We start from the raw sequence: 24,733 nt of genomic DNA, 5'->3' as shown, positions 1-24,733 counted from the left end.
AAAATCTATAATTTTCGGAAAGCCTCCGCCGGCCGCCCGATAAGGCGACCGACGGCGCGAAAGCCTATTTCTTCGCCTCGCTGGTATGCCGATCGAGGAAGTTGAGGATCGTGCCCCACAGATGCTCGCTGATCCCCGGCCCGCCGACGCGATGGGTCTGGCCGGGATAGAGCATCATCTCGAACGGCACCTTCTGCTTCTGCAGCGTCGAGGCCATCGCGGTAGTGTTGTCGAGCACCACATTGTCGTCGGACATGCCGTGCAGGATCAGCAGCGGATCGGCTATCTTCGCCGCATTTCCGATCGCGTCGGACGCCGCATAGGCCGCCGGCACCTTGGTCGGATCGCCCATGTACCGCTCGGTGTAGAAGGTGTCGTAGAGGTCCCATTTGGTCACCGGCGCGCCCGCCACGCCCGCGGCGAACACGCCCGGCGCGCCTTCGAGCATCTTGAGCGTCATATAGCCGCCGTAGGACCAGCCATAGGTCACGATCTTGTCCGGATCGACATAGTCCAGCGTCTTCAGATAGTTCGCCCCCGCAACCTGATCCTCGACCTCGACCGAGCCCATCGCGTGGAAGATCGCGTCCTCGAATGCCTTGCCGCGATTGGCCGATCCGCGATTGTCGATCTGGAACCAGATATAGCCGCGATCGACCAGATATTGCTGGAGCGCCCCGCCCCACGCCTTGCTCACGGTCTGCGAATGCGGCCCGCCATAATGCTGGAAGAACACCGGATAGCGCTTGCCCGGCGCGAGCACCGGGGTGATCATCTCCCAGTTGAGCGTGCTGCCGTCCGGGCCCTTGATCGTCCCGAAGCGCCGCTCGCGATGACTGGCTAGATAGGCATTATAGGGATGCGCGGCACTGGTGACGGCATTCTCCTCCACCCAGGCGATCCGCTTGCCCGCGGCATCGGCGAGATAGACCTGCGAAGGCTGATTGGTGTTCGAGCGCGTGATGATCGCCCGCGTCGCCGCGCCGTCCATCACTGCCTTGTTCCACCAGCCCGCCTCGGTCAGCCGCGTCACCACCCCCGGCTTCTTGAGGTCGACCGAATACAAATGCCGTTCGAGCACGCCGTCCTTGTTGCCGAGGAAGAAGATGCGGCCCTTCGCTTCGTCCACGCCGGCGAGTTCGGAAGCGACTTCCCAGTCGCCTTTGGTCAGCTGGGTCCATTTGCCCGCCTTCCAGCGATAGAGATGGCCGTGGCCGTCGCGCTCGGACCACCAGATCAGGCTGCCGTCGCGGAGCGCTTGGAACGCGTCGGACAGGTTCACCCAGCTCTTCGGCCCCGATTTCTCGCTGAACAGCACAATCGACTTGCCCGTCGCCGGATCGACCTTGAGCATGTCGAGCACGCTCTGGTCGCGGTTCATCCGCTGGACGTAGAGCGCGCTGGCGTCGGGCGCCCAGTCGACGCGGGTCAGATAGATGTCGGTCTCCTTGCCGAGATCGACCTTGATCTTGTTCGTCCCCGTCGGGTCCATCACGTAGAGATCGACCAGCACGTTGGGCGTGCCCGCCTTGGGATAGCGCTGCTGGAACGTGCTGGTGCCCGAAGCGCCGATCGCCGTGCGCGTCACCACGCCCACCGGCGCCTCGTCGAAGCGCTCGACGGCGATGTAGCGATCACCCGGCGACCACCAATAGCCGGTGAAGCGGTTCATTTCCTCCTGTGCGACGAACTCGGCCTCGCCCCAATGGACGGTGCCGGTGCCGTCCTCGGTGATCTTGGCGAGCGCGCCGCCAGCCAGCTTGCCGACCACGAGGTTCTGGTCGTTGACATAGCTGACATAGCCGCCCGCGGGGCTGATCACCGGATTGAGCTTGGATCCCTTCTCCTGCGTCAGTCGCGTGATCTTGCCGTCCAGCGTCGCGAGATAGAGTTCGCCGTCCAAGGGCACCAGGATCGCCTTGCCGTCGGGCGCCCAGTCATAGCCCAGGATCCCGGTCTTGCCGACGATGCTGCGGTCGCGCTCGCGTTGCATCTTCTCGGCTTCGGAAAGCTCGGCGCCGGTGCCGACCTTCTTCGAATCGACCAGCATCCGCCACTGGCGCGTGGCGGTGTCCATCGCCCAGAGATCGTAGCGCTCCTTCTCGTCGGCGCGGTTGCGCAGCAGCGTGAGAAACTTCCCGTCGGGCGAAAGCTTGGGCTGGAGCGGCGCGCTGCCGGTGAGATCGGGGCTGGCGAAGACGCGTTCGAGCGTGAGGTCCTTGCCCTGCGCGGCGGCTTCACTGGTCATCATTGGTGCTCCCAGCGCGACGAAAGCCAATCCCAGCAACCATTCACGCATTCCCGACTCTCCGGAGTTTGCGCACCGCGAGCGCGGGCGAACCCGCCTTATTGCGGCGCCTGCTCTCCGGGTAAAGTCCTGCTAGTCCTGCAGATTGAGCGCCACCTTGCGCGAGACGAGGATGAAGCGCGGCCCCGCGCCGTTCGCCGCCGCGCGATCGCCGGGATTATAGAGTGCGCATTTCCGAAGGCTCAGGCAGCCGCAGCCGATGCACCCATCGAGATCGTCGAGCGTACGCTGGAGCTGCGCCACGCGGGTCTCGATCACTTGCCGGAAGCCGCGGCTGATCCGCTTCCAATCGGCGGCGCTCGGCGCCCTTCCCTCGGGCAGCTTCGCCAGCTCGGTCGCGATCTGCGGCAGCGTGAATCCCAATTGCTGGGCGATCAGCGCGAACGAGATGCGGCGGATGTCGGCACGCAGGAAGCGCCGCTGGTTGCCGCTCGTGCGGATCGGATGCACCAGCCCCTTGCCCTCGTAGAAACGCACCGCCGACACCGACAGCCCCGTGCGGGCCGCCAGCTCGCCGATCGTCAGAAGCTCGTTTCCGCGCCCCATGCCACTCTCCGATTTTATGCTTGACCTCAACTTAGGTTGAGGTTGTAGCTGCTTGCGGCATGGCTTCCAAACAGGAAAGGGACCCCATGCCGCAGCCTTATATCGAACACGTCAATCTGACCGTCAGCGATCCCGAGCGCATGGCGGACCTGCTCAATCGCTTGTTCGGCTGGCACGTCCGCTGGGAAGGCGCCGCGCGCGACAATGGCCGCGTCATCCATGTCGGCGACGAGCGCACCTATCTCGCGGTCTATACCCCTCCCGGCGGCCCGCAGGCCGGTGATTTCGAGAAGGGCCGGCCGCTCAACCATGTCGGCATCCTCGTCGACGATCTCGACGATATCGAGCGCCGCGTGATCGACGCGGGGCTCGTGCCCTTCGCGCACGCCGATTACGATCCCGGCCGCCGCTTCTATTTCCTCGACTACGACGGCACCGAATTCGAGATCGTCAGCTACGAGTGAGCCACGAAAAAGGGCGCGGTAGCCTTCGCCACCGCGCCCTCTTCATTGCCCTGCTCGAAAGCTTATTCGGCTGCGGCGACCTCGTCGGTCGGGCGCACGTCGCGACGCTCGGCGATACGCGCCGACTTGCCGGTGCGGCCGCGCAGATAATAGAGCTTGGCGCGACGGACGATGCCCTTGCGGACGACTTCGATCGTGTCGATGTTCGGCGAATAAAGCGGGAAGACGCGCTCGACGCCCTCACCGAACGAAATCTTGCGGACCGTGAAGCTCGAGCCCATGCCGCGATTGGCACGGGCGATGCACACGCCCTCATAGTTCTGCACGCGGGTGCGCTCGCCTTCGACGACCTTCACGCCGACGCGGAGGGTGTCGCCCGGGCGGAATTCCGGAATCTTCTTGGTCTCGTTGAACTTGGCGATCTGCTCGGCTTCGAGCGTCTGGATGACGTTCATTTTCTTCGTCCTATTTTCGTCGCCGCGCGCCAGAGGGAGGATGGACCCGAGCGCCCTCATGGCGCTCCCAAAGGTCCGGCCTCCTTAGCCGTGTGTCGGTCTCGGCCTGGGCGCGTCGCCAGGCTTCGATCCTCGCATGATCCCCCGATCGCAGCACTTCGGGGATCGTGCGCCCTTCCCATAGTGCAGGTCGGGTATATTGCGGATATTCGAGCAGCCCCGTTTCGAAGCTCTCGTCCATGCCGCTGGAAGGCGCGCCCATTACTCCGGGAAGCAGCCGAATGCAAGCGTCGAGCAAGGTCAGCGCCGCCATCTCCCCGCCCGACAGGATATAGTCGCCGATCGATACCTGTTCGATCTCCCGCGCTTCGAACAGCCGCTCGTCTATCCCTTCGAAGCGCCCGCACAGGATCGTCACCCCCTCGCCCCCCGCGAGCGCCCGCACGCGCTCCTGCGTGAGCGGCGCGCCGCGCGGCGTCATCGCCAGCACCGGGCGCCCGGGCGCGACGCTGTCGAGCGCGCTGGCGAGCACATCGGCGCGCATCACCATCCCCGCCCCGCCGCCGGCCGGCGTATCGTCGACCGAGCGGTGCTTGTCGGTCGCAAAGTCGCGTATCTGCACCGCATCGAGGCTCCACAGCCCTTCGCGCAGCGCCCGCCCGGCGAGCGACACGCCCAGCGGGCCCGGGAACATCTCGGGGTAGAGCGTCAGGACAGTGGCAGCGAACGGCATGCGATCCCATGGCCCGCGCCGCGCGGGCTTGGCAAGTGCTCAGGCCTTCGCGCCCTCGAGATGCGCCTTCATGATCGCCAGTCCCTGCGCCATCATCGGCGAGACCGTCCCGGCCAGCGCATCGGGCAGCAGATCGGCGGTCCAGCTTACCCGGGCGCCGCCCTCCGCCTCCGTCACCGTCAGCACGCCGTTGTGATGCTCGAACTGCTGGACGGTCCAGACCAGCCGGCGACGCCCGTCATCGACCGACACGATCGCTTCGTCCACGACATGGCCGTTGGCGAACGTGACGCGGCGTACCGGCGCGCCCTCCCCGCCCAGCATCTCGGTGGCAGTGACGAAGCCGGGTACCAGCAGATCGTGCAGCCGATCGACGGCGCGGACGGCGCGCCATATCGCGTCGGGTGCCGCGGCGATGAAGATGTCGTGATGAATCGATGCCATGGAGCCTCTCCTTGTCGGCGTCTGCACACCGGATAGCGCCGCGCGCACCCGCCTGCTGGCAGGATTCGGACGCGGTCAGCCGGCGCAGGAGGACAGGCACCGCGCAAAGGCCTATGGATCGGCCCGATGACGCCGCTCGACGCCCCGGAGGCCGAACTCGATTTCGCCCAGTGCGAACGGGTGCGCTATGCCCGCGATCCGGCGTTCGACGGCGTGATCTTCATCGGCGTCAAATCGACCGGCATCTATTGCCGCCCAATCTGCCCGGTGCGCCAGCCCTTGTCGCGCAACGTCTCCTATTTCCCCAGCGCCGCCGCAGCCGAAGCGGCCGGGCTCCGCCCCTGCCTGCGGTGCCGCCCCGAGACGGCCCCGCATTCGCCGGCGTGGAAGGGCACGCGCGCCACGGTCGACCGGGCGCTGCGGCTGATCGAACAGGGCGCGCTCGACGATGCCCGGGTGGAGGCGCTCGCCGCCCGGCTCGGCATCGGCGCACGGCATCTGTCGCGGCTGTTCCGGCAGTATCTCGGCACCACGCCCTTGGCGGCGGCACGCACCGCGAGGATCCAGCGCGCCAAGCGCCTGCTCGACACCACCGATCTCGGCATGACCGAGATCGCGCTGGCCGCGGGGTTCGGCAGCGTGCGATCTTTCAACGCCGCCTTCCGCCAGACCTATCGTCGCCCGCCAAGTGCGCTGAAACGGCGCGGCGTGCGTTAGGGCGCGATGGACGATTGCATCATCATCGGCGCGGGCCCCGCAGGGCTGACCGCCGCCATCTATCTCGCCCGCTTCCACCTCAGCATCCGGCTGTTCGACTGCGGCACCAGCCGCGCGGCGCTGATCCCGTGCACGCGCAACCATGCCGGCTATCCCGAGGGCATTTCCGGCAAGGACCTGCTCGCGCGCATGGCCGAGCAGGCCGAGAAATACGGCGCGGTCCGCGAGCTCGCCGAAGTCACCGCGCTGCGCGTCGCCGAAACCGGCTTCATCGCGCGCGTCGACGAGCGCGACTATCCGGCACGCGCGATCCTGCTCGCCACCGGCGTGGTCAATCACCGCCCCGAGATGGACGACACGCTCCACGCCGAAGCGCTCCAGCGCGGGCTGCTCCGCTATTGCCCGATCTGCGACGGCTATGAAGTCACCGACAGGCGCGTCGGCGTGATCGGCACCGGCGACAGGGGTACGAACGAGGCACTCTTCCTGCGCGGCTACACCGCCGATGTGACGCTGATCGCTCCCGAAGGGGAGCACGCGCTGCCGGACGAACGCATTGCCGAACTCGACGAAGCCGGCATCGCCCGGATCCATGGACCCTGCGGCAATTATGCGATCGAAGGGGACCAGCTCGCCTTCGATACCGCGCAGGGCCGTCTCGCCTTCGACAGCGTCTATCCCGCTCTGGGCTCGCGCATCCGTTCAGGCCTTGCGATCCAGGCCGGCGCGCGGGCGGCCGAGGACGGGTGCCTCGAAGTCGACGATCACCAGCGCACCTCGGTGCCCGGCCTGTTCGCTGCCGGCGACGTCGCCAAGGGGCTCGATCAGATCAGCCACGCGATGGGCGAGGCCGGGGTCGCCGCTACGACGATCCGCAACATGCTCGCCGAGCAGCGCCCCCTGCGGCGCTGATCAGCCGCCGCAGCCGCCGCAACCGCCCCCGCCACAGCCTCCGCCGCCGCAGCCGCTTCCGCCGTCGCCACCACCGCCGCCCGAGCCGCTATCGCCGCTGTTCGCGCGCATCCGGTGAAACTCGCCCCAGGCCGAACCGATCAGCACCGTCGTTCCGAACAGCGCCACCGCAAGCCCGGTCTCGCCTTCCGCCGGGGCGCGGCGCAGCCGTTCCGATCGCTCGCGCGCCTCGTCGATCACTTCCTGCCCCGCACGGGTCCGCCGGTCGAGCACGGCGAAGCGAAGCAGCGCGAGCACCGCAGTGATCACCAGCAGCGCGATGAGGAAGCCGACCGGCTTGCCGCGCGCTTCGCCGATCTGGAGCTTGGCCCAGCCGAAGGCGAACAGCAGGAAGTACGGCAAAGTCTGCCAGAAGCGCAGCTGGAACCCGGTCCAGCCGTCCATCAGCAGCCCTTCCGCGATCAGCCGCTCGCGGATCGGATCGGCGTGGCGCTCCACCGCGCCCGCGATCTGGCCCCAATCGGCGGGTTGGGGCAGCGCGAGGACGCTGCGTTCGGCGGCCGTGGTGCCGCCGAGCCCGCCGGCGAGGAATTTCTTCCCGTCCATCACCAGCTGCTTGGTCGCGAGCAGCCGGGTCGTCACTGCCTCGGCGAGCCGCGAACTGCCGCCGGCGAGGAAAGCGAGATGATCCAGGTCGGGATTGCGCGGCGCCCTGCCCTCGGGCCTGAGCCGGCGCGGAATGGCGATCCCCACGATGATGGTGAAGATCAGCAGCACGCCGTAGAGCAGAAGAAACGGCCCGCCGGTGAGATCGAAGGGTCCGAGTGGCATAAAGTCTAGCTCCTCAGCAAGAGAACCCCGAGCACGAGCACGGCCAGCACTGTCGCAAGCAACAATGCCGCCCGGATCGCCTTTCGGGGTACGATGATCGCGTCGCGCGGGTGCACGCGGCGCGCTTTGTGGTCCTCGTTCAGCCGCCGCGCCGCGTCGGGCCACAGATCCGCGGGCGGGGAGCCGAAGACGCGCTCGTAACTGCGCAGCGTCTCGGCATATTGCGTGAAATAACGGTGCTGCTCGTCCGCGCCGCCGGCGGTCGGGCCGTGATGGAGCGGCCGCCCCAGCACCGGGCAGAAGCGCTCCCAATAATCGCGGCTATAGGTGAGGTGCAGGTGCCATGCCTGATCGACCTGATCCGAAGGCGTGACCGGATGATCGACCGTGGCCGCCAGGAAGCAGAAGCGCTTATACTCCTCGATCACGCGCTCCGCCTCGGCGCGGCTCCAGCCATTCTCGCGCGCCAGCCGTTCGGCAAAGCTCAGCGCCGCGTCTTCGGGACCGATGGTGTAACGGGAGAGCGCAGACCAGATGGGGTGGTCCGGAGCTTCAGCGGTAAGACCAGGGGCCTTTCGCATCTGAATATACATTAGCATTGTAGGTATTCAGAGGCAAGCGAAACTCCGCTCACGGCTTCCCTGTGGCCAGCGCCCGTGCCCAGTCGTCCCGCCCCTCGCGCCCGGCCTTCGCAGCGGCAGCGGCGTGATCATATTCTACCGCATGGAACGTGATTTCGGTCGCTTCGACGATCGCATAGCGCGCCCGCGCATCCTCGCCTTCGACGACATAGGAATGCGGGTGATCGTCAAGATATCCCTGCAGCCCGACGCTGCCCGGATTGGCGACGCGCCGCCCATCCGCCAGCCGCGACAGCCCGGCGATATGCGAATGGCCGCAGAGTGTCAGCGGCTCCACCCGATCGCCCAGCCGGTTCGCGACTTCGGCCTCCGTGGCACGCCGCAGCCGGTCCTGCTCTAGGGTTTCGAGGAAATGCTCCAGGTCGCTGCCGGGCGTTCCGTGGCACAGGAACAGCGACTCCAACGCCAGCGTCGCCGGCAGCGCGTCCAGCCAGCGGAGTTGCGCTTCCGACAGACGCGACCAGGTGAACGCATCGGAATCGTTCATCCGCGCAGGCGGAATATGGAGCAATTGCCGCTCGTGATTGCCCGCGATCGTCGGCCAGTCGCGCGCCATCAGATAGTCCGCTGTCTCGGCCGGCCAGAGCGGCCCGGACAGGATATCGCCGAGGTTCAGGAAGCGCGAACAGCCCCGCGCCTCCGCGTCGGCGACAACCGCTTCGAGCGCGGGCAAATTACCGTGGATATCGGAGAGAACCGCGATGCGGTTCATTCGGCGAACCCGCTATGGACCACCAGCCGTTCGGCATCCCATTCGGGTACCGCCTCGGGCTGCATCGGCACCATGAAGCGCTTACCGTCCGGACGCTCGATCTCGAGCACGTCACCCGCGCCATAATTGTCGATCGCGACGACCTTGCCCAGCGCGTCCCCGGCATCGGAGACCGCGGGAAGCCCGAGCAGGTCGACATGATAATATTCGCCCTCCTCGAGCGGCGGCAGCGCCGAACGGGGGACGGTCAGCTGGGTGCCGCGCAGCGCCTCGGCGGCGTTGCGGTCGGCCACTTCGGCGAAGCGGGCGATCGCGCCGTTCGATCCGGTGCGCAGGTTCTTGAGCGTCAGCGCGCCGTTGTTGAAGCTCTTATAGCTGGCGAGATCGTCGGCGAAGACCTTCAGGCGGACTTCGCCGGCAATGCCGTGCGCGCCGATGACGGCGGCGAGCGTGACGGGGCGGTCGCTCATAAAACCGTCATCCCGGCGAAAGCCGGGACCTCATGCTTCAGGCCGCACGCTTGCAGCCCTGGACCCCGGCTTTCGCCGGGGTGACGATATTTTGGCGGGCGGCCAGGCTCACCCCTCAGGGGAGCCCGGCTGCTGCGGCGGCGCATCGTCGCCACCTTCCGCAGGCGCATCGGTGGATGCGCCCGCGGGGTTGGTCTGGTTGCTTCCCGGGTTCTCACGATCCTCGGTGTCCGGACCGGTATCGGGTTTGCTGGCCATCCTGCGCTCCTCTGGACATGGTTCGCCCGGACAAACGCATGATGGCCCGCAAGTGCCTCAGCCTTCCGACTTTTCTTCGGCGGCTTCGGCCGGAGCCTCGGCAGCTGCCTCTTCGGTCGGAGCCTCCTCGGCGACAGGCGCGGCTTCTTCGGTCACTTCGGCAGCGGGAGCCTCGGCAACGGCTTCCTCAGCGGCCGGAGCAGCTTCCTCGGTCACTTCAGCAGCAGGAGCCTCGACAACGGCTTCCTCGGCGGCCGGAGCAACTTCCTCAGCGGCGGGCTCTTCAGCGACCGGCTCAGGAGCCGGCGCTGCGGCTGCCTCGGCAGCAGCCTCTTCAGCGGCCTTGGCCTTCTCGGCACGCTCCTCGGCGCGCTCGACGGCCTTCTCGCCCGGCTTGCCCTTGTTCGGGTTGTTCTTGGCGGCACGCTCCTTGACGCCGATGACGTCGAGGAAGCGGGCGACGCGGTCGGTCGGCTGCGCGCCGACGCTCAGCCAATGCTTGGCGCGATCACCGTCGAGCTTGATACGCTCGGGCGAATCCTTGGCGAGCAGCGGGTTGTAGGTGCCGATCTTCTCGATGAACTTGCCGTCGCGCGGGCTGCGCGCGTCGGCGATCACGATCCGGTAATACGGACGCTTCTTCGAACCGCCGCGCGAGAGACGCATAGAGAGTGCCATTGTTATTCCTTCTTACAATCTTGAGTTAAATTACTTCTTTTTCAGGAAATTTTCGAAACCTGGCGGGAGGTTGGCGCCGCCGGGGAGCCCGGGAAGGCCGCCGCCCATCTTGCCCATCATCTCGCCCATTTCGGGCCCGCCGAGCGCGTTGCCGACGCCGCCCATCCCGCCGCCGGGGCCGCCCTTGCCGAGCATCCCCAGCATGCCTTTCAGGCCGCCCATCTTCTTCAGCCGCTTCATTGCCGTCTGCATCTCCTGATGCATCTTCATGAGCTTGTTGACGTCCTGGACGGTCGTGCCGCTGCCCTTGGCGACGCGGATCTTGCGCTTGGCGTTGAGCAGTTCCGGCTTGGCGCGCTCCTTCGGTGTCATCGATCCGATCATCGCGTCCATGCGGAGCAGGATCTTCTCGTCGACCGCGCCCGACGCCATCGCCGCCTGCGCCTTCTTCATGCCGGGGATCATCCCGGCGAGCGCGCCCAGTCCGCCCATCCGGCGCATCTGCTGGAGCTGGCTGCGCAGGTCGTTCATGTCGAACTGGCCCTTGGCGAGCCGGCCCGCCATCCGCTCGGCGTCTTCCTGCTGGATCGACTCGGCGGCCCGCTCGACCAGCGACACGACGTCGCCCATGCCGAGGATGCGGCCGGCGACGCGCTTGGGATGGAACGGCTCGATCGCGTCGAGCTTCTCGCCCATGCCGGCGAACTTGATCGGCTTGCCGGTCACCGCGCGCATCGACAGCGCCGCGCCGCCGCGGGCATCGCCGTCCATGCGGGTCAGGATCACGCCGGTGAGCGGCACCTGCGCCGAGAAGCTGGACGCGACGTTGACGGCGTCCTGGCCGGTCAGGCTGTCGACGACGAGCAGGATTTCGGCCGGATTGGCGATGTCCGCCACCGCCTTCATCTCGTCCATCAGCGCCTGATCGACGTGGAGGCGGCCCGCGGTGTCGAGCATCAGCACGTCGAAGCCCTGCAGCTTCGCCGAGGAGAGCGCGCGCTTGGCGATCTCGACCGGGGTCTGGCCCGCGACGATCGGCAGCGTCGCCACTTCGGTCTGGGTGCCGAGCACCGCGAGCTGTTCCTGCGCGGCCGGGCGATTGACGTCGAGCGACGCCATCATCACCTTCTTGCCCTGGGTCTTGCTGAGCAGCTTCGCCAGCTTGGCGGTGGTCGTGGTCTTGCCCGAGCCCTGCAGGCCGACCAGCATGATCACCGCCGGCGGCGTGACGCCGAGCTCGAGCTCGGACGTGTCGCTGCCGAGCATGTCGATCAGCGCGTCGTGGACGATCTTGACGACCTGCTGGCCCGGAGTGACCGAACGCAGCACCTGGTGGCCGATCGCCTGCTCGGTCACCTTCTCGACGAAGTCGCGCGCCACCGGAAGCGCGACGTCGGCCTCCAGCAGCGCGATCCGCACTTCGCGCATCGCGGTGCGGACATCGCTTTCGTTGAGCGCGCCACGCCCGCGCAGGCGCTCGAAGACGCCGCCCAGCCGTTCGCTCAGACTATCGAACATGAGACCAAGTTCACTCCGAAGTTGACACCCGCCCCCAAACGCAAAACACGCCGGCGGACGAAACCTCGTCGGCCGGCGTCACCCCTTGGGGTGCACAATGTTCGCGTCCCACGGGAACGGTCGGACGCGCACATAGCGGCAGATGGCGCGGAGCGCAACCTCGCACCTCGCGCCGCGGTAAGGTTTCGGAAAGCTCCGTGTTTAACCCGATCTACACCCTCAACGGCCAAAACAAGCGTTATCGTTTAGGGGGCGTGCGTCGACCATGTCGCGAGATTTCGAGGAAGACATGATGCAAGGCCACGCTCCGCGCACCAGCGTGGTCACGGGCGCGATCAGCGTCGCTGCAATCCTGCTGTTCGTGGGCATCGGCAGCGCGGTGCTGTCGCAGTCGCTGCAGCATTATCTCCAGGGCGCCGAGCCGCCGGCCCAGCCGCTGGTGATCGCACTCCTGCTCAATGTAGCGCTGATCCTGTTCGGCTGGCGCCGTCACTCCGCGCTACACCGTGAGCTCCAGATCCGCGCCGCCGCCGAGGAACGCGCTCAGCAGCTCGCCAGTCGCGATCCGCTGACCGGATTCCTCAACCGCCGCAGCCTCGCGGAGGAAGGCGCGGCGATGTTCGTCCGCGCCCAGCGCCGCCGCAAGGCAATGGCGCTGGTGATGCTCGATCTCGATCACTTCAAGACGATCAACGATATGCACGGCCATGCCGTGGGCGACGCGCTGCTCCGTGCCGTCGCCAGCGAGATCGCGCATTTCATGCCGCCGATCGCGCTCACCGCGCGGCTGGGCGGCGACGAATTCGCCTGCGGGTTCCTGTTCGACGCCGACGAACCCTCGACCGTCGAGCGCATCGCGGAGAAACTGATCAGCCGCATGGCCCAACCGTTCGAGGCCGAAGGTCTGCGCCTCCACATCAGCTGCTCGCTCGGCATCGCGCGCTCGGACTTCGATTGCGCGGGCATCGATGCGCTGATGCGTGCCGCCGACATCGCGATGTATCAGGCCAAGAAGGCCGGCCGGAACCGCTTCGCCTGGTTCGATCAGTCGATGGAGCGCGAGCTGCAGACTCGCAACGATCTCGAATCGGGCCTCCGCCTCGCTATCCCGCGGCAGGAAATCGTCCCCTATTTCGAGCAGCAGATCGATCTTTCGACCGGCCGCCTGTACGGCTTCGAGGTGCTCGCGCGCTGGGAGCATTCGACGCGCGGCACGATCAGCCCCGAATTGTTCATCCCGATCGCCGAGGAAACCGGCATGATCGGCGAGCTCTCGCTGTCGATCATGCGGCAAGCGTTCCTCGCGGCGCGCGACTGGGATCCCTCGCTCAGCGTCTCGATCAACATCTCGCCCTGGCAGCTGCGCGACGCGTGGCTGGCGCAGAAGGTGATCAAGGTGCTCACTGAGACCGGCTTCCCCGCCAATCGTCTCGAGGTCGAGATCACCGAGAGCGCATTGTTCGACAATCTCGCCCTGGCGCAGTCGATCGTCGGCAGCCTCAAAAATCAGGGTGTCCAGCTCGCGCTCGACGATTTCGGCACCGGCTATTCATCGCTCGCCCACCTGCGCGCATTGCCCTTTGATCGCATCAAGATCGACAAGAGCTTCATCATGTCCCTGAATCAGAGCGCGGACTCTGCGGCGATCGTCAATGCGATCATCAGCCTCGGCGACAGCCTCAACCTGCCGATCACCGCCGAGGGCGTCGAGGATGCGGCCATCGAGGAACGGCTCCGCGCGCTCGGCTGCGCCAAAGCGCAGGGCTGGCATTACGGCAAGCCGCTTTCGATCGCGGGCGTCCGCCGACTGCTCGCCGAGCGCCGCCTGCTCCGCCATTCGAGTCAATTAGAAGCGCCTGTGGCAGTCACCGACCAACGCCTCGTAGGCTGACCGTCATCCCGGCGAAGGCCGGGATCTCGGGCGGCGAGCGGGAAACGGCACGAGACCCCGGCCTTCGCCGGGGTGACGATAAGGTGAAGGTGCTTCACCATCCCGCCCCCGGCTTGGCCAGATACGCAACCTCCTCCGCCGTCGACTCGCGCCCCAATGCTGCATTGCGGCTCGGGAACCGCCCGTAGCGCGCGATCACCTCGGCGTGCTGCCGTGCATATTCGAGCGCTTCCTCCAGTCCCAGCGCCTCGTAGCAGCTTAGGCTCACCGCCTGCAGCGCGCGGCTCTCCGCATGTTCGAACGGCAGATAGAGGAACTGACGCTGCTCCGGCGTCATGTCGCGGTCCCAGCCGCGCTCGACCGCGAGGCTCGCCAATTCCTGCGCGAGCGGATCGGCGGCGAAGGCTTCGGGCGTGCCGCGATGCACGTTGCGACTGAACTGATCGAGCAGGATCACAGCGGCGAGCAACGTCCGCGGGTCGTCGCGCCAGCCCGCGGCACTGCTCTCCAGCACCTCGCGGCGCAGGCTTTCGAAGCGCGCGCCGATCTCCCGATCGAGCTCGTCGGATTTCGCGAACCATTGCTCGGGCATCAGCCCCTCGAACCAGAAGCCGAGCACTTCCTCGGCCATCACGTGGACTTCCGACGCCGTCGACTCTAGATCGCTCGCCAATGCCGATCTCCTCTCCTCAGATCATCAATATGGGTTGCCGCCTCAACCTTGCCGAGGGAGAGTCGATCCGTGCGCTGCTGACGGGGCGAGACACGATCGTGGTGAACAGCTGCGCGGTCACCAACGAAGCGGTCAAGCAGACCCGCCAGGCGATCCGCCGCGCCCGGCGCGAACAGCCCGACGCCGAACTCGTCGTCACGGGTTGCGCGGCGCAGATCGACCCCGCCGGCTTCGCGGCGATGCCCGAAGTGAATCGCGTCATCGGCAATGCCGAGAAGCTCTCGTCGGAAGCCTGGCAGGCACGTGATGCGGTGCTGGTCCAGGACATCATGGCCATCCGCGAAACCGCTCCGCACCTCGCCGCAAGCTTCTCCACCCACGCCCGGGCGTTTGTTGAGGTGCAGAATGGCTGCGATCATCGCTGCACTTTCTGCGTGATACCCTATGGCCGCGGCAATAGCCGTTCGGTGCCTGCCGGCGCGGTGATCGACCGCATCGCCGCGCTGGCCGAAAACCATGCCGAAATCGTGCTCACCGGAGTCGACCTGACCAGCTACGGCCCCGACCTTCCCGGCGCGCCCAGCCTGGGCCAGTTGGTCGAGCGCATCCTGACGCATGTCCCCCAACTCCACCGGCTGCGTCTTTCCTCGCTCGACGGCGTAGAAATCGACGATCGCCTGTTCGCCTTGCTCACGCAGGAGCCGCGCCTCCAGCCGCACGTCCACCTCTCCCTGCAAGCCGGCGACGACATGATCCTCAAGCGGATGAAGCGCCGCCACAATCGTGCCGAGAGCATCGCATTGACCGAACGCCTCAAGGCCGCGCGCCCCGAAATCGCCATCGGTGCCGATCTGATCGCCGGATTCCCCACGGAAGACGAGGCGATGTTCGCCAATACCCTCGCATTGCTCGAAGACTGCGACGTGGTTCACCCCCACATCTTCCCCTACAGCCCCCGCGCCGGCACCCCCGCCGCGCGCATGCCGCAAGTCGCACCCGAGATCGTCAAGGCCCGCGCCGCCCGTCTTCGCGAAGCCGCCGCGACGCGCCGTTCGCGCTGGCTGCAAAGCCTGATAGGCAGCGCGCAGCAAGTGCTGGTAGAGCGCCCCGGCGATCGCGGCCATGCCGGCAATTTCGCCGAAGTCCGCATGCCGCATGCGCAAGTTGGAGACATCGTGACCGTGACCATCAAGGCCGTGCAGGACGGAAAGCTGATCGCATGAGCACCACTCCCTCGTGGCACGATCGGCTGCTCGGCGGCTTCAAGAAGACTTCGGATCGACTGCTCGGCAACCTCGCCGGCCTCTCCGGCGCGCGGCTCGACGAAGCGACGCTCGACGATATCGAGGAGGCGCTGATCGCCTCCGATCTCGGCCCCGCCACCGCCGCGCGCGTCCGCGCCCGCCTCGCCGAGGGCCAATATGAGCGCAACATGGAAGAGCTCGGCATCCGCCTCGTCGTCGCCGAGGAGATCGAGAAGGCGCTCGCACCCGTCGCGAAGCATCTCGAGATCGAGGCGTTTCCGCGCCCGCAGGTGATCCTCGTCATCGGCGTCAACGGCAGCGGCAAGACCACCACCATCGCCAAGCTCGCCAACCTGCTGATCGAGCAGGACTACGGCGTGATGCTCGCCGCGGGCGACACCTTCCGCGCCGCCGCGATCGGCCAGCTCAAGACCTGGGCCGAGCGGATCGGCGTGCCGATCGTCACCGGCCCCGAGGGCGGCGACGCCGCCGGCATCGTCTTCGAAGCCGTCAAGCAGGCGACTGCGACCGGCATCGACGTGCTGATCGTCGACACCGCCGGCCGGCTCCAGAACAAGCGCGAGCTGATGGACGAGCTCGCCAAGATCCGCCGCGTGCTCGGCCGGCTCAACCCGGCCTCGCCGCACGACGTCGTCCTCGTCCTCGACGCTACCACGGGCCAGAACGCGCTCAGCCAGATCGAAGTGTTCAAGGAAGTCGCCGGCGTCACCGGCCTCGTCATGACCAAATTGGACGGCACCGCGCGAGGGGGTGTCCTGGTGGCCGCCGCCGAGAAATACGGCCTCCCCATCCACGCGATCGGAGTGGGCGAAAAGGTCGACGACCTGCGCCCGTTCGACGCCAACGAAGTGGCGCGCATCATCGCGGGGGTGGAGGAACTCACCTCTCCCCGTTCGCCCCGGACCTGATCCAGGGTTGTCGAAGGCCCGCTTTACCCCTTTATTCCCGGCGAGCAGAAGGACGGCCCTTCGACAAGCTCAGGGCGAACGGAAGCAAATATGAACCAGTCCACTCCCCGCCCTGCCCCTTCGCCGGGCCTGCGCATGCTGATCGATTTCGGTCCGCTCGCGGTGTTCTTCCTCGTCAACGCCTATGCTCCCGGCCTCCAGATCCAGCGGGTCATCGCCGCGACCGGTGCGTTCATGGCGGCGATGGTGGCCGCGATGCTACTCTCATGGTGGAAGGCGAAGCACATCTCGCCGATGCTGTGGATCACCGCTGCCCTGGTGCTGCCGTTCGGCGCGCTCACCATCTATTTCCACAACGAAGCCTTCATCCAGATGAAGCCGACGATCGTCTACACGATGTTCGCGGTGATCCTGGGCTATGGCCTGATCACCAGGAAGCCGCTGCTCCAGATGCTGCTGGAGACCGCCTATCCGGGATTGTCCGCCAAGGGCTGGCGGCTGCTGACGATCAACTGGACCGGCTTCTTTCTCGCGATGGCAGTGCTCAACGAGGTCATGCGCCAGGTGCTGACCTGGGACCAGTGGGTCACCTTCAAGACCTGGGCGGTGATCCCGATGACCCTGGTCTTCGCGATGCTCAACATCCCGATGCTGCTCAAGCACGGCCTCCAGCTGGAGAAGCCCGAGGATACGCCGCTGCCTCCGGAAGGCTGAGCGACAACCAACCGTCACCCCGGCGAAGGCCGAGGCCCAGAGTCACAGACGACGCGGCATTTGGCTCTGGATCCCGGCTTTCGCCGGGATGACGGGTTCAATTCGAATCAAAAAGGGCGCCGGACCCGGTCCGGCGCCCTTTCTTATTCGTCCGTTGGCGATCAGCCCTGATCGGCGCGGCTGACGCCTGCTCCGTCGAGGTTCTGCGCGACGAATTCCCAGTTGATCAGGTTTGCCGAAACGGCATCGAGATAGGCCGGGCGCGCATTGCGATAATCGACGTAATAAGCGTGTTCCCACACGTCGATGGTCAGCAGCGGCAGCATGCCGTCATACACCACGGGCGTGTCGGCGTCGTGCAGCGAAGTCACCTTGAGCTTGCCGCCGTCGAGCACCAGCCAGCCCCAGCCGCTGGCGAAATGGTTGGTCGATTCGGTCACCAGCTGCTTCACCAGCGCCTCGGCCGAACCGAAGCCGTCGTTGATCAGATCGGCGAGCTTGCCGGTCGGCGCCTGCTTCTCGGGGGAGAGGCACTGCCAGAAGAAACTGTGGTTCCACACCTGGGCGGAGTTGTTGAACAGGCCCTTGTCGCCGGTTTCCTTGGCCTTCTGGATGACCTCGGACAGCTTCAGGCCGTCGAGGCCCTTTTCGGTCACGAAGCCGTTGGTCTTGTCGACATAGGCCTTGTGATGCTTGCCGTGGTGGAATTCGAGCGTCTCCGCCGACATGTGCGGGGCGAGCGCACCCTTGTCATAGGGCAGCGCGGGAAGTTCGAAAGCCATGGGGATACTCCGTGTTCGGTTCACCCGCCCAACGAACCGCGGCGGGAAGCGGTCCCCCTAGCCCCGAAAATCCCATCCTGTCCCGCAAATTTCATTGCGTGTGACAAACGAAAATTCCGATCATAAGCTGTCGTGCGCGGCGCCGGGGGCAATCGGCGTCGCAAACAAGGGGAGCAGCCACATGGACAAGTTTTTCGGCAATCTGCACGCGGTGCTCGCGGTCAGCCTCGTGCTGGCGATCGGGCTGATGTTCGCGCCCTATTTCAACCCGCCGCTGGGCTTGTGGAACGGCGTGTTCCAATGGCTCCACGTCTTCTTCGGGATCACGTGGATCGGGCTGCTTTACTATTTCAACTTCGTCCAGATCCCGACCATGCCGAAGATCCCGGCCGAGCTGAAACCCGGCATATCGAAGTTCATCGCGCCCAAGGCGCTGTTCTTCTTCCGCTACGCCGCGCTGCTGACGGTGGTCACCGGGCTGATCCTCGCCTGGCTCTATGGCGAGCTCGAAGACGCCCTGCTGCTGCGCGAGAACGCCCGGCTGATCGGCATCGGCATGTGGCTGGCGCTGGTGATGGCGGCCAATGTCTGGTTCATCATCTGGCCCAACCAGAAAAAGGCGCTCGGACTGGTCGAGGCCGACGACGCCACCAAGGCGAAAGCCGCCAAGGCCGCGATGATCGCCTCACGACTGAACGTGCTGCTCTCGCTGCCGATGCTGCTGGCGATGACGAATTATCATTGAGGGATGCAGATTCCCCTCCCTGCAAGGGAGGGGCAAGGGGTGGAATGAAGAAGAGGTCGGGCTCGATGCCCGGCCTTTTCTTCATTCCACCCAGCCCGATGGGCTCGCTACGCTCGCACCCACCCCCAGCCCCTCCCTTGCAGGGAGGGGAGCAGGAGGAATGGTCAGCCCCCCGCTCCCAGCAGCTCATGCCGCTTGAGCGCGTGGCGGAGCTGGTCATAGGTCAGTCCCAGCGCCTCGGCCGTCGAGCGCTGGTTGAAGCGATGCTCGGCCAGCGCACGCGACAGCACTTGCCGCTCGAACGCATTCACCCGCGATTTGAAGTCGGTCCCGCCGTCGAACGCCGCCACCGGCTCGGCTTCGGCCACCGGGGCCGGCGCCGCTTCGACAGGGGCCGGGGCCTGCGCCGCAACTGCGGTCCGCGGCCGGAACGGCGACTTGAACGGATCGATCTCGATCGAATCCACCGGCCCCTCGCGCTCCCAGCGATAGACCGCGCGCTCCACCACGTTGCGCAGCTCGCGGACATTGCCCGGCCAGTCATAGGTCAGCAGCGCATCGAGCGCGTTCGGGCCCCAGCCCGGCCAGTCGGCCAGCCCGATCTCCGACGCCATGCGCCGCCCGAAGAATTCGGCGAGCACTTCGATATCTCCCCGCCGCGCGCGCAACGGCGGCAAGGTGACCACTTCGAACGACAATCGATCGAGCAAGTCGGCGCGGAAGGTTCCCTTGTCGACCTTGTCGGGCAGATGCTCGTTGGTTGCCGCGACGATGCGGACGTCGACGTTGAGCGGCCGCGACGAGCCGATCCGCGTGACTTCGCCATATTCGACTGCGCGCAGCAGCCGCTCCTGCGCCGCCATCGACAGCGTGCCGAGCTCGTCGAGGAACAATGTGCCCCGATGCGCCTCCTCGAAGCGCCCGGCGCGCGCCTTGGTCGCGCCGGTGAACGCGCCGGACTCGTGCCCGAACAATTCGGCCTCGATCAGCGTCTCGGGAAGCGCCGCGCAGTTCATCACGATCAGCGGCTGGTCCCAGCGCGGGCTCAGCCGGTGGAGGCGCTCGGCGACCAGCTCCTTGCCGGTCCCGCGCTCGCCGATGACGAGCACCGGGCGGTCGAGCGCAGCGGCGCGGCTGGCCCGCTCGAGGGCATCGAGAAAGGCCCCCGATTGGCCGATTACCTGGGTTGCGCGCTCCATGCCAAACCTTTGGCGAATTTTCCCAACTCTTGGCAAGTCCTAAGTTGGGGCTGAATGCCATATGAATAGCAAAAATGGCGGAATTCTGCGGTTTCGAGCAATTGGCACGCCTCCTGCAAAGATGTTGGCAAGCTCGGTAACGGGCCACGAAAACACCAGGTTCAGGGAACAAGATCATGACCTACGAAGCAGCCAATGTCCGCAACGCCTTTGTCGCAGTCACCATCGCCTTCCTCGCCAGCGCCGTCCTGATGGCCGGTGCGGTGGGTCCGGCGATCGCCTGAGGCACCACTTAGTCTCCCCGCTCCACCTGCCCTGGTGAGCGGAACCCCGCCGGGAGGGTCTCCCCCTAGTTCCTCCCGGCGGTCCCAATACGAAGGAGTGTTAGAATGGGTATTTTCTCACGAACCCGCGACATCATCGCCGCCAACGTCACCGACCTTCTCGACAAGGCTGAAGACCCGGCCAAGATGATCCGCATGATCATCCTCGAGATGGAAGAGACCTTGGTCGAGGTTCGTGCCTCGGCAGCCCGCACCATCGCCGACCAGAAGGAAATGCGCCGCCACATCGCCAAGCTCGAAAAGCTCCAGGAGAGCTGGACCGAGAAGGCCGAGCTGGCGCTCTCCAAGGGCCGCGAGGATCTCGCCAAGGCCGCTCTGGTCGAGAAGCAGAAGGCTTCCGACATGGTCGAGCAGCTCAGCACCGAGATCGGCGTGCTCGACGAGGCCCTGAAGGGCTCCGAGGAGGACATCACCAAGCTCCAGAACAAGCTGCGCGAGGCGCGGGTTCGCCAGAACTCGATCGTCGCCCGGCTGGAGAGCGCCAACAACCGCACCCGCCTGCGCGAGATCACCAACGGCTCGAAGATGCACGACGCGTTCTCGCGCTTCGATGTCCTCGAACGCCGGGTCGACTTCGCCGAAGGCCGCGCCGATGCGGCAGGCCTGGGCGGCGTCCCCAAGACGCTCGAGGAGGAAATCGCCGAGCTGCGCTCGTCCGAGAAGGTCGATGCCGAGCTCGAAGCGCTGAAGGCACGGCTGGCCAAGGGAGCGTAAGCGATGGAAGAGGTATTCCTGCCCATCGTCATCGTCGGGATCCTGTTCGTCGGCCTTCCCTGGGTGATCATGCACTATATCACCCGGTGGAAGACGGCAGCGACGATCACCGGCGAGGACGAGAAGCTCCTCGACGAGCTCTACTACACGGCTCGCCAGCTCGAGGAGCGCCTGCTCACCGTCGAACGCATCATCGCCGCCGACAACCCCGATTTCCGCCCGGTATCGGCCTCGCGCCAGGAACCGAGCCCCTTCGATATCTCGCGGAGGAACTGAGATGTCCGGTACACGCACCAAATTCTATCTCGACAAGCAGAATGCCAAGGTTCTCGGAGTCTGCTCGGGCCTCGCCGATTACACCGGCATCGAGGCGATCTGGCTCCGGGTGGGGATGGTCTTCCTCGCCTTTGCGACCAGCGGCACGTCGATCTTCGTCTACTTCCTGATCGCATGGCTCGCGCCGAGCAAGCCGGCCGGCCTCTATCAGGGACCCGAGGAAGAGAAGTTCTGGCAGGGCGTGCGCTCGAACCCGAGCCGCTCGACCGCCCAGGTCCGCTCGACCTTCCGCGACATCGATCGCCGGCTCGCCGACATCGAGATGTACTATACGAGCCGCAACACCCGGCTCGCCGACGAGATCGACAGCCTGCGCTGAGGCGGGGCTGACAAAGGGAGCAAGAACATGAGGGAGTTGAGTTGGCTGGTACCGGTGCTGATCGTCGCGGCGGTCATGGCATCCAAGGCCTTCCAGACCTGGGTCCGCGCCAAGCACGGCTACCCGCTGGAGGAGAGCCGCCGGAGCCGCCGCGGCCAGCCCGCCGGTGATCTGGAGGCCGATCGCAAGATCGCCCTGCTCTCCACCGAGAATGAGCGGCTGACCGGCCAGATCAGCCGGCTCGAGGAGCGGATCGCCGTCCTCGAACGGATCGCCACCGACCCCGCCGAGCGCGTCGCTCGCGAAATCGACTCGCTGCGCTGAGGGAAGGACCATCGACATGAATGAGATGATCGTGATGAACAACCTTCCCTGGATCGTCGGCGGCGCGCTGCTGCTGGGAGCCTTCGGGATTGCGGGGTGGATCTTCACCACCTGGCTCAGGATCAAGAACGGCTACCCGCTGGAAAACAGCTGGGGCAAGGCGATCTACCCGCAGAAGAACGACGAGATGGTCGAACGCATTCGGCTGATCAGCCAGGAGAATGCCCAGCTCCGCGCCGAGCTCGGCTCGGTCAAGGATCGGCTGGCGAATGTCGAGCGCATCGTCACCGACAGTTCGCACAGCCTCGATCGCGAGATCGAACAGCTGCGCACCAAGAGCAATTGAGGAGGCTTCGATGATCAACCCCCTGCTTATCCCGATCCTCGGCATCTCCTGCGGGCTGCTGGCCATCATCGGCGGCGTGTTCGTCAGGCCCTGGTTCAAGCTCAAGGAGCGCCAGATGGAGATCGAGGCGCAGATGGTCGCCGAGAAGGCCGCGCAATATGCGGCCCAGACCGAGCGGCTCGAGCAGAGGGTCCGGGTTCTCGAACGCATCGTCACCGACCGCGGCATCGCCGTCGCGGATGAAATCGAAAAGCTGCGCGAAGCGCCGCTCAACTAACCCCGCTGCGCCAAGGCGCAGCCAAATCCGAGGACCAGTAAAATGATTATCGTCGTGTTCGCAGTGCTGACGGCACTGTGCGGGGGAGCTATTGCCCTCGCCGAAGCCCGGGACCGCCCCGTCCGCCGCGCGGAAAAGCTGGCCCGGGAACAGCAGCAACAGGGCGCCTGAGGCGCCGCAAGGGAGTAAATGGGATGAACCCGTTCGAAATGGTTGTCGCGATCATCGTCATCGTCACGATCGGCAGCGTCCTCAAGGCACGCTACGGCATCCACAAGGACAAGCACGGCAACGAGATCTTCCGCGGCAACGACACGGCATCCGCCGATGCCGCGAAGCTCCGCGACGAGGTCCGCGCCCTCAAGGATCGCGTCCAGGTCCTCGAACGGGTCATTACCGACAGTGAAGCCAGCAGCCTGCGTCTCGACCGCGAGATCGAAGCGCTGCGGGACAAGAACCCCTGATCAGGGAGACATGAAATGACCGTCGATCCCAATCTCTACATCGCGCTCTCCGTCTCGGGCCTCGCCGGCCTCGCGATGGTCACTGCGGCGGGACTGTCGGGCTGGCGCGGCTGGCTGGCACTCAAGCGCCAGGAACTCGTCGAGCACCGCGCATCCGCATCGCAGCCAGAGCCGGCAATGCCTTCCGCAGCCTCGCGGATCGAGATCGCCGACCTCAAGGAGCGCATCCGCAAGCTCGAGGCGATCGCCGCCGGGGTGGACCTCTAGGGTCCACCCGGCTAGCGGATCGGCCATGACCAGCCTGGCCGACCTCCGTGACGAATATGAATTCCTCGACGCCGACGATCGCTACCGCCTGCTGATCGATCTGGGCCGGTCACTCGAGCCGATGCCCGAACCCCTCAAGACCGACGCCACCCTCGTCCGCGGTTGCTCGGCAGCCGTGTGGGTCTATCCCACCCGCCGCGATGACGGCACGCTCCACTTCCTCGCCGATTCGAATGCGGCGATCACCAAGGGAATCATCGCCCTCGTGTTGCTCACGGTGCAGGACCGCGCACCGGCGGACATCCTCGCCACCGACGTGGAAGCCGCCCTCGCCCCCTTCGACCTGCGCAACCAGCTCAGCTCGAACCGGACCCAGGGAATCCCCAACATGATCGCCCTGATCCGCGACACCGCGCAGCGTTACGCGGCCTGACCCATTCCTCCCTCGCGAAGCGGGGGAGGTGGCGCCGAAGGCGACGGAGGGGCTTGGCCGCACGCGAACCGCTCGCGGAGAAGCCCCCTCCACCACTTCGTGGTCCCCCTCCCCCGCTTCGCGAGGGAGGAATTTCAGAGCCCCAATTCCCCCGCCACTGTATCGAGATCCGCCCCCTCGCGCACCAGCAGCCAGTCCCGCGATTGCGCACCATTCACCACCGTCACCGCGCCGCGCGGGCACACGCCGAGGCACTTCACTTCGACGATCCCGGCCGCGCCCTTGCGCCCCTTCTTGAGCCCGAGGTGCTTCCGAAGCGCCTTGGCGAGCGGCGTCCTGCCCTTCGGACCGAATCCGCCCCCCAGCTTCTTCGAGCATTTCGCGCAGACGAGAACGGCATTGGACCAGTTGGAACGAATGCCGGTCTTCAATCGGGCTTCCACGTCCGGCGCTCTTCGGCGACCTTGAGCACGTCATAGGCCGCCTGGATCGCCTGGAAGCGCTTGGCCGCTTCGGCATCGCCCGGCTTCACATCGGGATGGTTGGATTTGGCGAGCCGGCGCCACGCCATGCGCACCGCTTCGAAATCGGCGTCGACTTCGAGATCGAGCACTTCGAGCGCGCGAATCTCGTCGCGCGAGCGGCTGCCGTCGCCCGGCCCTGCCCAGCTATTATGCTTCGATTCCGCAAAGCCGCCGGCATCGCGCCGCTCCTCGGCTTCGCGCTTGGCCGCTTCCTCGGCGGTCAGGCCCTCGAAGTAGTTCCAGTTGCGGTTGTACTCGCCGGCATGCGTTTCGCAGAAATACCAGCGCTCGGGGCTGTTGGGCGATTTGGGCGCGGGCCGGTCGCCCGGTTCCTCGCAGCCATGCCGGTCGCACAGCCGCACCTGCACGGCCTCGCGCTCGGCGCCATAAGCGCGCCAGCGTGGAAAGCCCCAGTCGGATGAACGCGTTGCCCGTGCCATGACTGGCCAGATAGGGGCGCGCGCCCGATTAGGCTAGCCGGAGGCTTCAATTCTCCCCTCCCTGCAAGGGACGGGAGATTT

34 protein-coding genes and 1 pseudogene are annotated in these 24,733 nt (G+C 66.1%); 18 read left to right on the top strand and 17 right to left on the bottom strand.

The features are described from left to right. Positions 1 to 64: 64 nt before the first annotated feature. Both ASE13_RS18380 and soxR read right to left on the bottom strand, forming a co-directional pair. On the bottom strand, positions 65 to 2,248 hold the full coding sequence (locus tag ASE13_RS18380; protein WP_235537048.1) for a DPP IV N-terminal domain-containing protein: 2,184 nt from the start codon (positions 2,246 to 2,248) through the stop codon (positions 65 to 67). A 132-nt stretch (positions 2,249 to 2,380) separates the two neighbouring features. Beyond that, positions 2,381 to 2,854 carry a redox-sensitive transcriptional activator SoxR gene (gene soxR, locus ASE13_RS18375; RefSeq protein WP_056619672.1) on the bottom strand — a complete coding sequence of 158 codons (474 nt, stop codon included), beginning with the start codon at positions 2,852 to 2,854 and terminating at the stop codon, positions 2,381 to 2,383. Positions 2,855 to 2,940: 86 nt separating this feature from the next. Between soxR and ASE13_RS18370 the strand changes: the two genes are divergently transcribed. After that, complete coding sequence (locus ASE13_RS18370; protein ID WP_056619669.1) at positions 2,941 to 3,318, top strand: VOC family protein; 378 nt, start codon at positions 2,941 to 2,943, stop codon at positions 3,316 to 3,318. Positions 3,319 to 3,380: 62 nt separating this feature from the next. On the opposite strand, the gene rplS is transcribed toward ASE13_RS18370, so the two are convergent. The 3 genes from rplS to ASE13_RS18355 are packed head-to-tail and all read right to left on the bottom strand — an operon-like array spanning position 3,381 to position 4,950. Next, a complete protein-coding gene (gene rplS / locus ASE13_RS18365; protein ID WP_056619667.1) occupies positions 3,381 to 3,773 on the bottom strand; it encodes a 50S ribosomal protein L19 in 393 nt (130 codons plus the stop codon). A 10-nt stretch (positions 3,774 to 3,783) separates the two neighbouring features. Next, entirely contained in the window at positions 3,784 to 4,506 is a 723-nt protein-coding gene (gene trmD / locus ASE13_RS18360; protein ID WP_056619665.1) for a tRNA (guanosine(37)-N1)-methyltransferase TrmD, read from the bottom strand. 39 nt (positions 4,507 to 4,545) lie between these two features. Beyond that, the gene (locus ASE13_RS18355) at positions 4,546 to 4,950 is read right to left on the bottom strand and encodes an SRPBCC family protein (RefSeq protein WP_056619660.1); all 405 of its coding nucleotides are present in this window, start codon (positions 4,948 to 4,950) and stop codon (positions 4,546 to 4,548) included. 126 nt (positions 4,951 to 5,076) lie between these two features. On the opposite strand from ASE13_RS18355, the gene ASE13_RS18350 reads away from it, so the two are divergent. Together ASE13_RS18350 and ASE13_RS18345 are read left to right on the top strand one after the other, a co-directional pair. Then, positions 5,077 to 5,667: a bifunctional transcriptional activator/DNA repair enzyme AdaA gene (locus ASE13_RS18350; protein ID WP_056619656.1), complete on the top strand. Its 591-nt coding sequence runs from the start codon at positions 5,077 to 5,079 to the stop codon at positions 5,665 to 5,667. Positions 5,668 to 5,673: 6 nt separating this feature from the next. Beyond that, positions 5,674 to 6,579, top strand: a complete 906-nt coding sequence (locus tag ASE13_RS18345; protein ID WP_056619653.1) for an NAD(P)/FAD-dependent oxidoreductase — start codon at positions 5,674 to 5,676, stop codon at positions 6,577 to 6,579. Here ASE13_RS18345 and ASE13_RS18340 read toward each other — a convergent pair whose 3' ends face one another. From ASE13_RS18340 to ffh, 7 genes and pseudogenes are all read right to left on the bottom strand, one after another. Further along, entirely contained in the window at positions 6,580 to 7,410 is an 831-nt protein-coding gene (locus tag ASE13_RS18340) for a TIGR04222 domain-containing membrane protein (RefSeq protein WP_056619649.1), read from the bottom strand. It lies immediately after the preceding gene. Positions 7,411 to 7,415: 5 nt separating this feature from the next. Then, positions 7,416 to 7,991: a glycine-rich domain-containing protein gene (locus tag ASE13_RS18335; RefSeq protein ID WP_056620155.1), complete on the bottom strand. Its 576-nt coding sequence runs from the start codon at positions 7,989 to 7,991 to the stop codon at positions 7,416 to 7,418. A 49-nt stretch (positions 7,992 to 8,040) separates the two neighbouring features. Continuing rightward, complete coding sequence (locus ASE13_RS18330) at positions 8,041 to 8,763, bottom strand: metallophosphoesterase family protein (protein ID WP_056619646.1); 723 nt, start codon at positions 8,761 to 8,763, stop codon at positions 8,041 to 8,043. Beyond that, entirely contained in the window at positions 8,760 to 9,233 is a 474-nt protein-coding gene (gene rimM, locus ASE13_RS18325; protein WP_056619643.1) for a ribosome maturation factor RimM, read from the bottom strand. Before rimM ends, ASE13_RS18330 begins: the two co-directional genes overlap by 4 nt. A gap of 108 nt (positions 9,234 to 9,341) precedes the next feature. Further along, positions 9,342 to 9,491, bottom strand: a complete 150-nt coding sequence (locus ASE13_RS19985; protein ID WP_156404979.1) for a hypothetical protein — start codon at positions 9,489 to 9,491, stop codon at positions 9,342 to 9,344. A 201-nt stretch (positions 9,492 to 9,692) separates the two neighbouring features. Then, positions 9,693 to 10,169: pseudogene (rpsP, locus tag ASE13_RS18320) on the bottom strand (30S ribosomal protein S16); the annotation flags it as partial. A 30-nt stretch (positions 10,170 to 10,199) separates the two neighbouring features. Beyond that, entirely contained in the window at positions 10,200 to 11,687 is a 1,488-nt protein-coding gene (ffh, locus tag ASE13_RS18315; protein ID WP_056619637.1) for a signal recognition particle protein, read from the bottom strand. Positions 11,688 to 11,979: 292 nt separating this feature from the next. Here ffh and ASE13_RS18310 point away from each other — a divergent pair, with 292 nt between their 5' ends. Continuing rightward, positions 11,980 to 13,578 (top strand): putative bifunctional diguanylate cyclase/phosphodiesterase, encoded by a 1,599-nt coding sequence (locus tag ASE13_RS18310; RefSeq protein ID WP_235537047.1) that lies wholly within the window; start codon positions 11,980 to 11,982, stop codon positions 13,576 to 13,578. A gap of 94 nt (positions 13,579 to 13,672) precedes the next feature. On the opposite strand, the gene ASE13_RS18305 is transcribed toward ASE13_RS18310, so the two are convergent. Then, positions 13,673 to 14,251, bottom strand: a complete 579-nt coding sequence (locus tag ASE13_RS18305) for a DUF924 family protein (protein ID WP_235537046.1) — start codon at positions 14,249 to 14,251, stop codon at positions 13,673 to 13,675. On the opposite strand from ASE13_RS18305, the gene mtaB reads away from it, so the two are divergent. The 3 genes from mtaB (at position 14,251) to ASE13_RS18290 (ending at position 17,138) form a co-directional block, all read left to right on the top strand. Next, on the top strand, positions 14,251 to 15,474 hold the full coding sequence (mtaB, locus tag ASE13_RS18300; protein WP_056619630.1) for a tRNA (N(6)-L-threonylcarbamoyladenosine(37)-C(2))-methylthiotransferase MtaB: 1,224 nt from the start codon (positions 14,251 to 14,253) through the stop codon (positions 15,472 to 15,474). The two genes, ASE13_RS18305 and mtaB, sit on opposite strands and share 1 nt — an antisense overlap. Further along, entirely contained in the window at positions 15,471 to 16,424 is a 954-nt protein-coding gene (gene ftsY / locus ASE13_RS18295) for a signal recognition particle-docking protein FtsY (protein WP_056619627.1), read from the top strand. The genes mtaB and ftsY overlap by 4 nt, the downstream gene beginning before the upstream one ends. A gap of 90 nt (positions 16,425 to 16,514) precedes the next feature. Continuing rightward, the gene (locus ASE13_RS18290) at positions 16,515 to 17,138 is read left to right on the top strand and encodes an inner membrane-spanning protein YciB (RefSeq protein ID WP_056619624.1); all 624 of its coding nucleotides are present in this window, start codon (positions 16,515 to 16,517) and stop codon (positions 17,136 to 17,138) included. A gap of 161 nt (positions 17,139 to 17,299) precedes the next feature. Here the strand turns inward: ASE13_RS18290 and ASE13_RS18285 are convergent, their stop codons facing one another. Then, entirely contained in the window at positions 17,300 to 17,920 is a 621-nt protein-coding gene (locus tag ASE13_RS18285) for a superoxide dismutase (protein WP_056619621.1), read from the bottom strand. Between the two features lie 181 nt (positions 17,921 to 18,101). On the opposite strand from ASE13_RS18285, the gene ASE13_RS18280 reads away from it, so the two are divergent. Next, entirely contained in the window at positions 18,102 to 18,665 is a 564-nt protein-coding gene (locus ASE13_RS18280; protein WP_056620149.1) for a urate hydroxylase PuuD, read from the top strand. Between the two features lie 164 nt (positions 18,666 to 18,829). Here the strand turns inward: ASE13_RS18280 and pspF are convergent, their stop codons facing one another. Beyond that, the gene (gene pspF / locus ASE13_RS18275) at positions 18,830 to 19,864 is read right to left on the bottom strand and encodes a phage shock protein operon transcriptional activator (protein ID WP_056619618.1); all 1,035 of its coding nucleotides are present in this window, start codon (positions 19,862 to 19,864) and stop codon (positions 18,830 to 18,832) included. Positions 19,865 to 20,253: 389 nt separating this feature from the next. On the opposite strand from pspF, the gene pspA reads away from it, so the two are divergent. Genes pspA through ASE13_RS18230 form a run of 10 tightly spaced genes read left to right on the top strand, consistent with a single transcriptional unit; the run spans position 20,254 to position 23,688 of the window. After that, the gene (gene pspA / locus ASE13_RS18270; protein ID WP_056619615.1) at positions 20,254 to 20,922 is read left to right on the top strand and encodes a phage shock protein PspA; all 669 of its coding nucleotides are present in this window, start codon (positions 20,254 to 20,256) and stop codon (positions 20,920 to 20,922) included. 3 nt (positions 20,923 to 20,925) lie between these two features. Then, complete coding sequence (gene pspB, locus ASE13_RS18265) at positions 20,926 to 21,198, top strand: envelope stress response membrane protein PspB (RefSeq protein WP_025560079.1); 273 nt, start codon at positions 20,926 to 20,928, stop codon at positions 21,196 to 21,198. A 1-nt stretch (position 21,199) separates the two neighbouring features. Beyond that, positions 21,200 to 21,577 (top strand): envelope stress response membrane protein PspC, encoded by a 378-nt coding sequence (gene pspC / locus ASE13_RS18260; protein WP_056619612.1) that lies wholly within the window; start codon positions 21,200 to 21,202, stop codon positions 21,575 to 21,577. A 27-nt stretch (positions 21,578 to 21,604) separates the two neighbouring features. Beyond that, the gene (locus tag ASE13_RS18255; RefSeq protein WP_156404978.1) at positions 21,605 to 21,901 is read left to right on the top strand and encodes a hypothetical protein; all 297 of its coding nucleotides are present in this window, start codon (positions 21,605 to 21,607) and stop codon (positions 21,899 to 21,901) included. A 25-nt stretch (positions 21,902 to 21,926) separates the two neighbouring features. Next, the gene (locus ASE13_RS18250; protein WP_414885560.1) at positions 21,927 to 22,247 is read left to right on the top strand and encodes a hypothetical protein; all 321 of its coding nucleotides are present in this window, start codon (positions 21,927 to 21,929) and stop codon (positions 22,245 to 22,247) included. 10 nt (positions 22,248 to 22,257) lie between these two features. Continuing rightward, positions 22,258 to 22,524 (top strand): hypothetical protein, encoded by a 267-nt coding sequence (locus ASE13_RS18245; RefSeq protein WP_056619604.1) that lies wholly within the window; start codon positions 22,258 to 22,260, stop codon positions 22,522 to 22,524. Positions 22,525 to 22,566: 42 nt separating this feature from the next. Further along, positions 22,567 to 22,695, top strand: coding sequence for a hypothetical protein (locus tag ASE13_RS20370; protein WP_268801310.1), 129 nt, complete (start codon positions 22,567 to 22,569; stop codon positions 22,693 to 22,695). A gap of 23 nt (positions 22,696 to 22,718) precedes the next feature. After that, positions 22,719 to 22,988, top strand: coding sequence for a hypothetical protein (locus tag ASE13_RS18240; RefSeq protein WP_056619600.1), 270 nt, complete (start codon positions 22,719 to 22,721; stop codon positions 22,986 to 22,988). 15 nt (positions 22,989 to 23,003) lie between these two features. Next, a complete protein-coding gene (locus ASE13_RS18235; protein ID WP_056619597.1) occupies positions 23,004 to 23,255 on the top strand; it encodes a hypothetical protein in 252 nt (83 codons plus the stop codon). Positions 23,256 to 23,280: 25 nt separating this feature from the next. After that, positions 23,281 to 23,688, top strand: a complete 408-nt coding sequence (locus ASE13_RS18230) for a SufE family protein (protein ID WP_056619593.1) — start codon at positions 23,281 to 23,283, stop codon at positions 23,686 to 23,688. Positions 23,689 to 23,822: 134 nt separating this feature from the next. Here ASE13_RS18230 and ASE13_RS18225 read toward each other — a convergent pair whose 3' ends face one another. Both ASE13_RS18225 and ASE13_RS18220 read right to left on the bottom strand, forming a co-directional pair. Then, complete coding sequence (locus tag ASE13_RS18225; RefSeq protein WP_056619590.1) at positions 23,823 to 24,119, bottom strand: hypothetical protein; 297 nt, start codon at positions 24,117 to 24,119, stop codon at positions 23,823 to 23,825. Beyond that, positions 24,116 to 24,652 (bottom strand): J domain-containing protein, encoded by a 537-nt coding sequence (locus ASE13_RS18220; protein ID WP_056619588.1) that lies wholly within the window; start codon positions 24,650 to 24,652, stop codon positions 24,116 to 24,118. Before ASE13_RS18220 ends, ASE13_RS18225 begins: the two co-directional genes overlap by 4 nt. Positions 24,653 to 24,733: the final 81 nt, after the last annotated feature.

This window comes from Sphingomonas sp. Root241 (assembly GCF_001428865.1).
Lineage (GTDB): Bacteria > Pseudomonadota > Alphaproteobacteria > Sphingomonadales > Sphingomonadaceae > Sphingomonas.
Note: the sequence above shows the minus strand (reverse complement) of the source record. Positions and strands in the feature narration are given on the sequence as shown.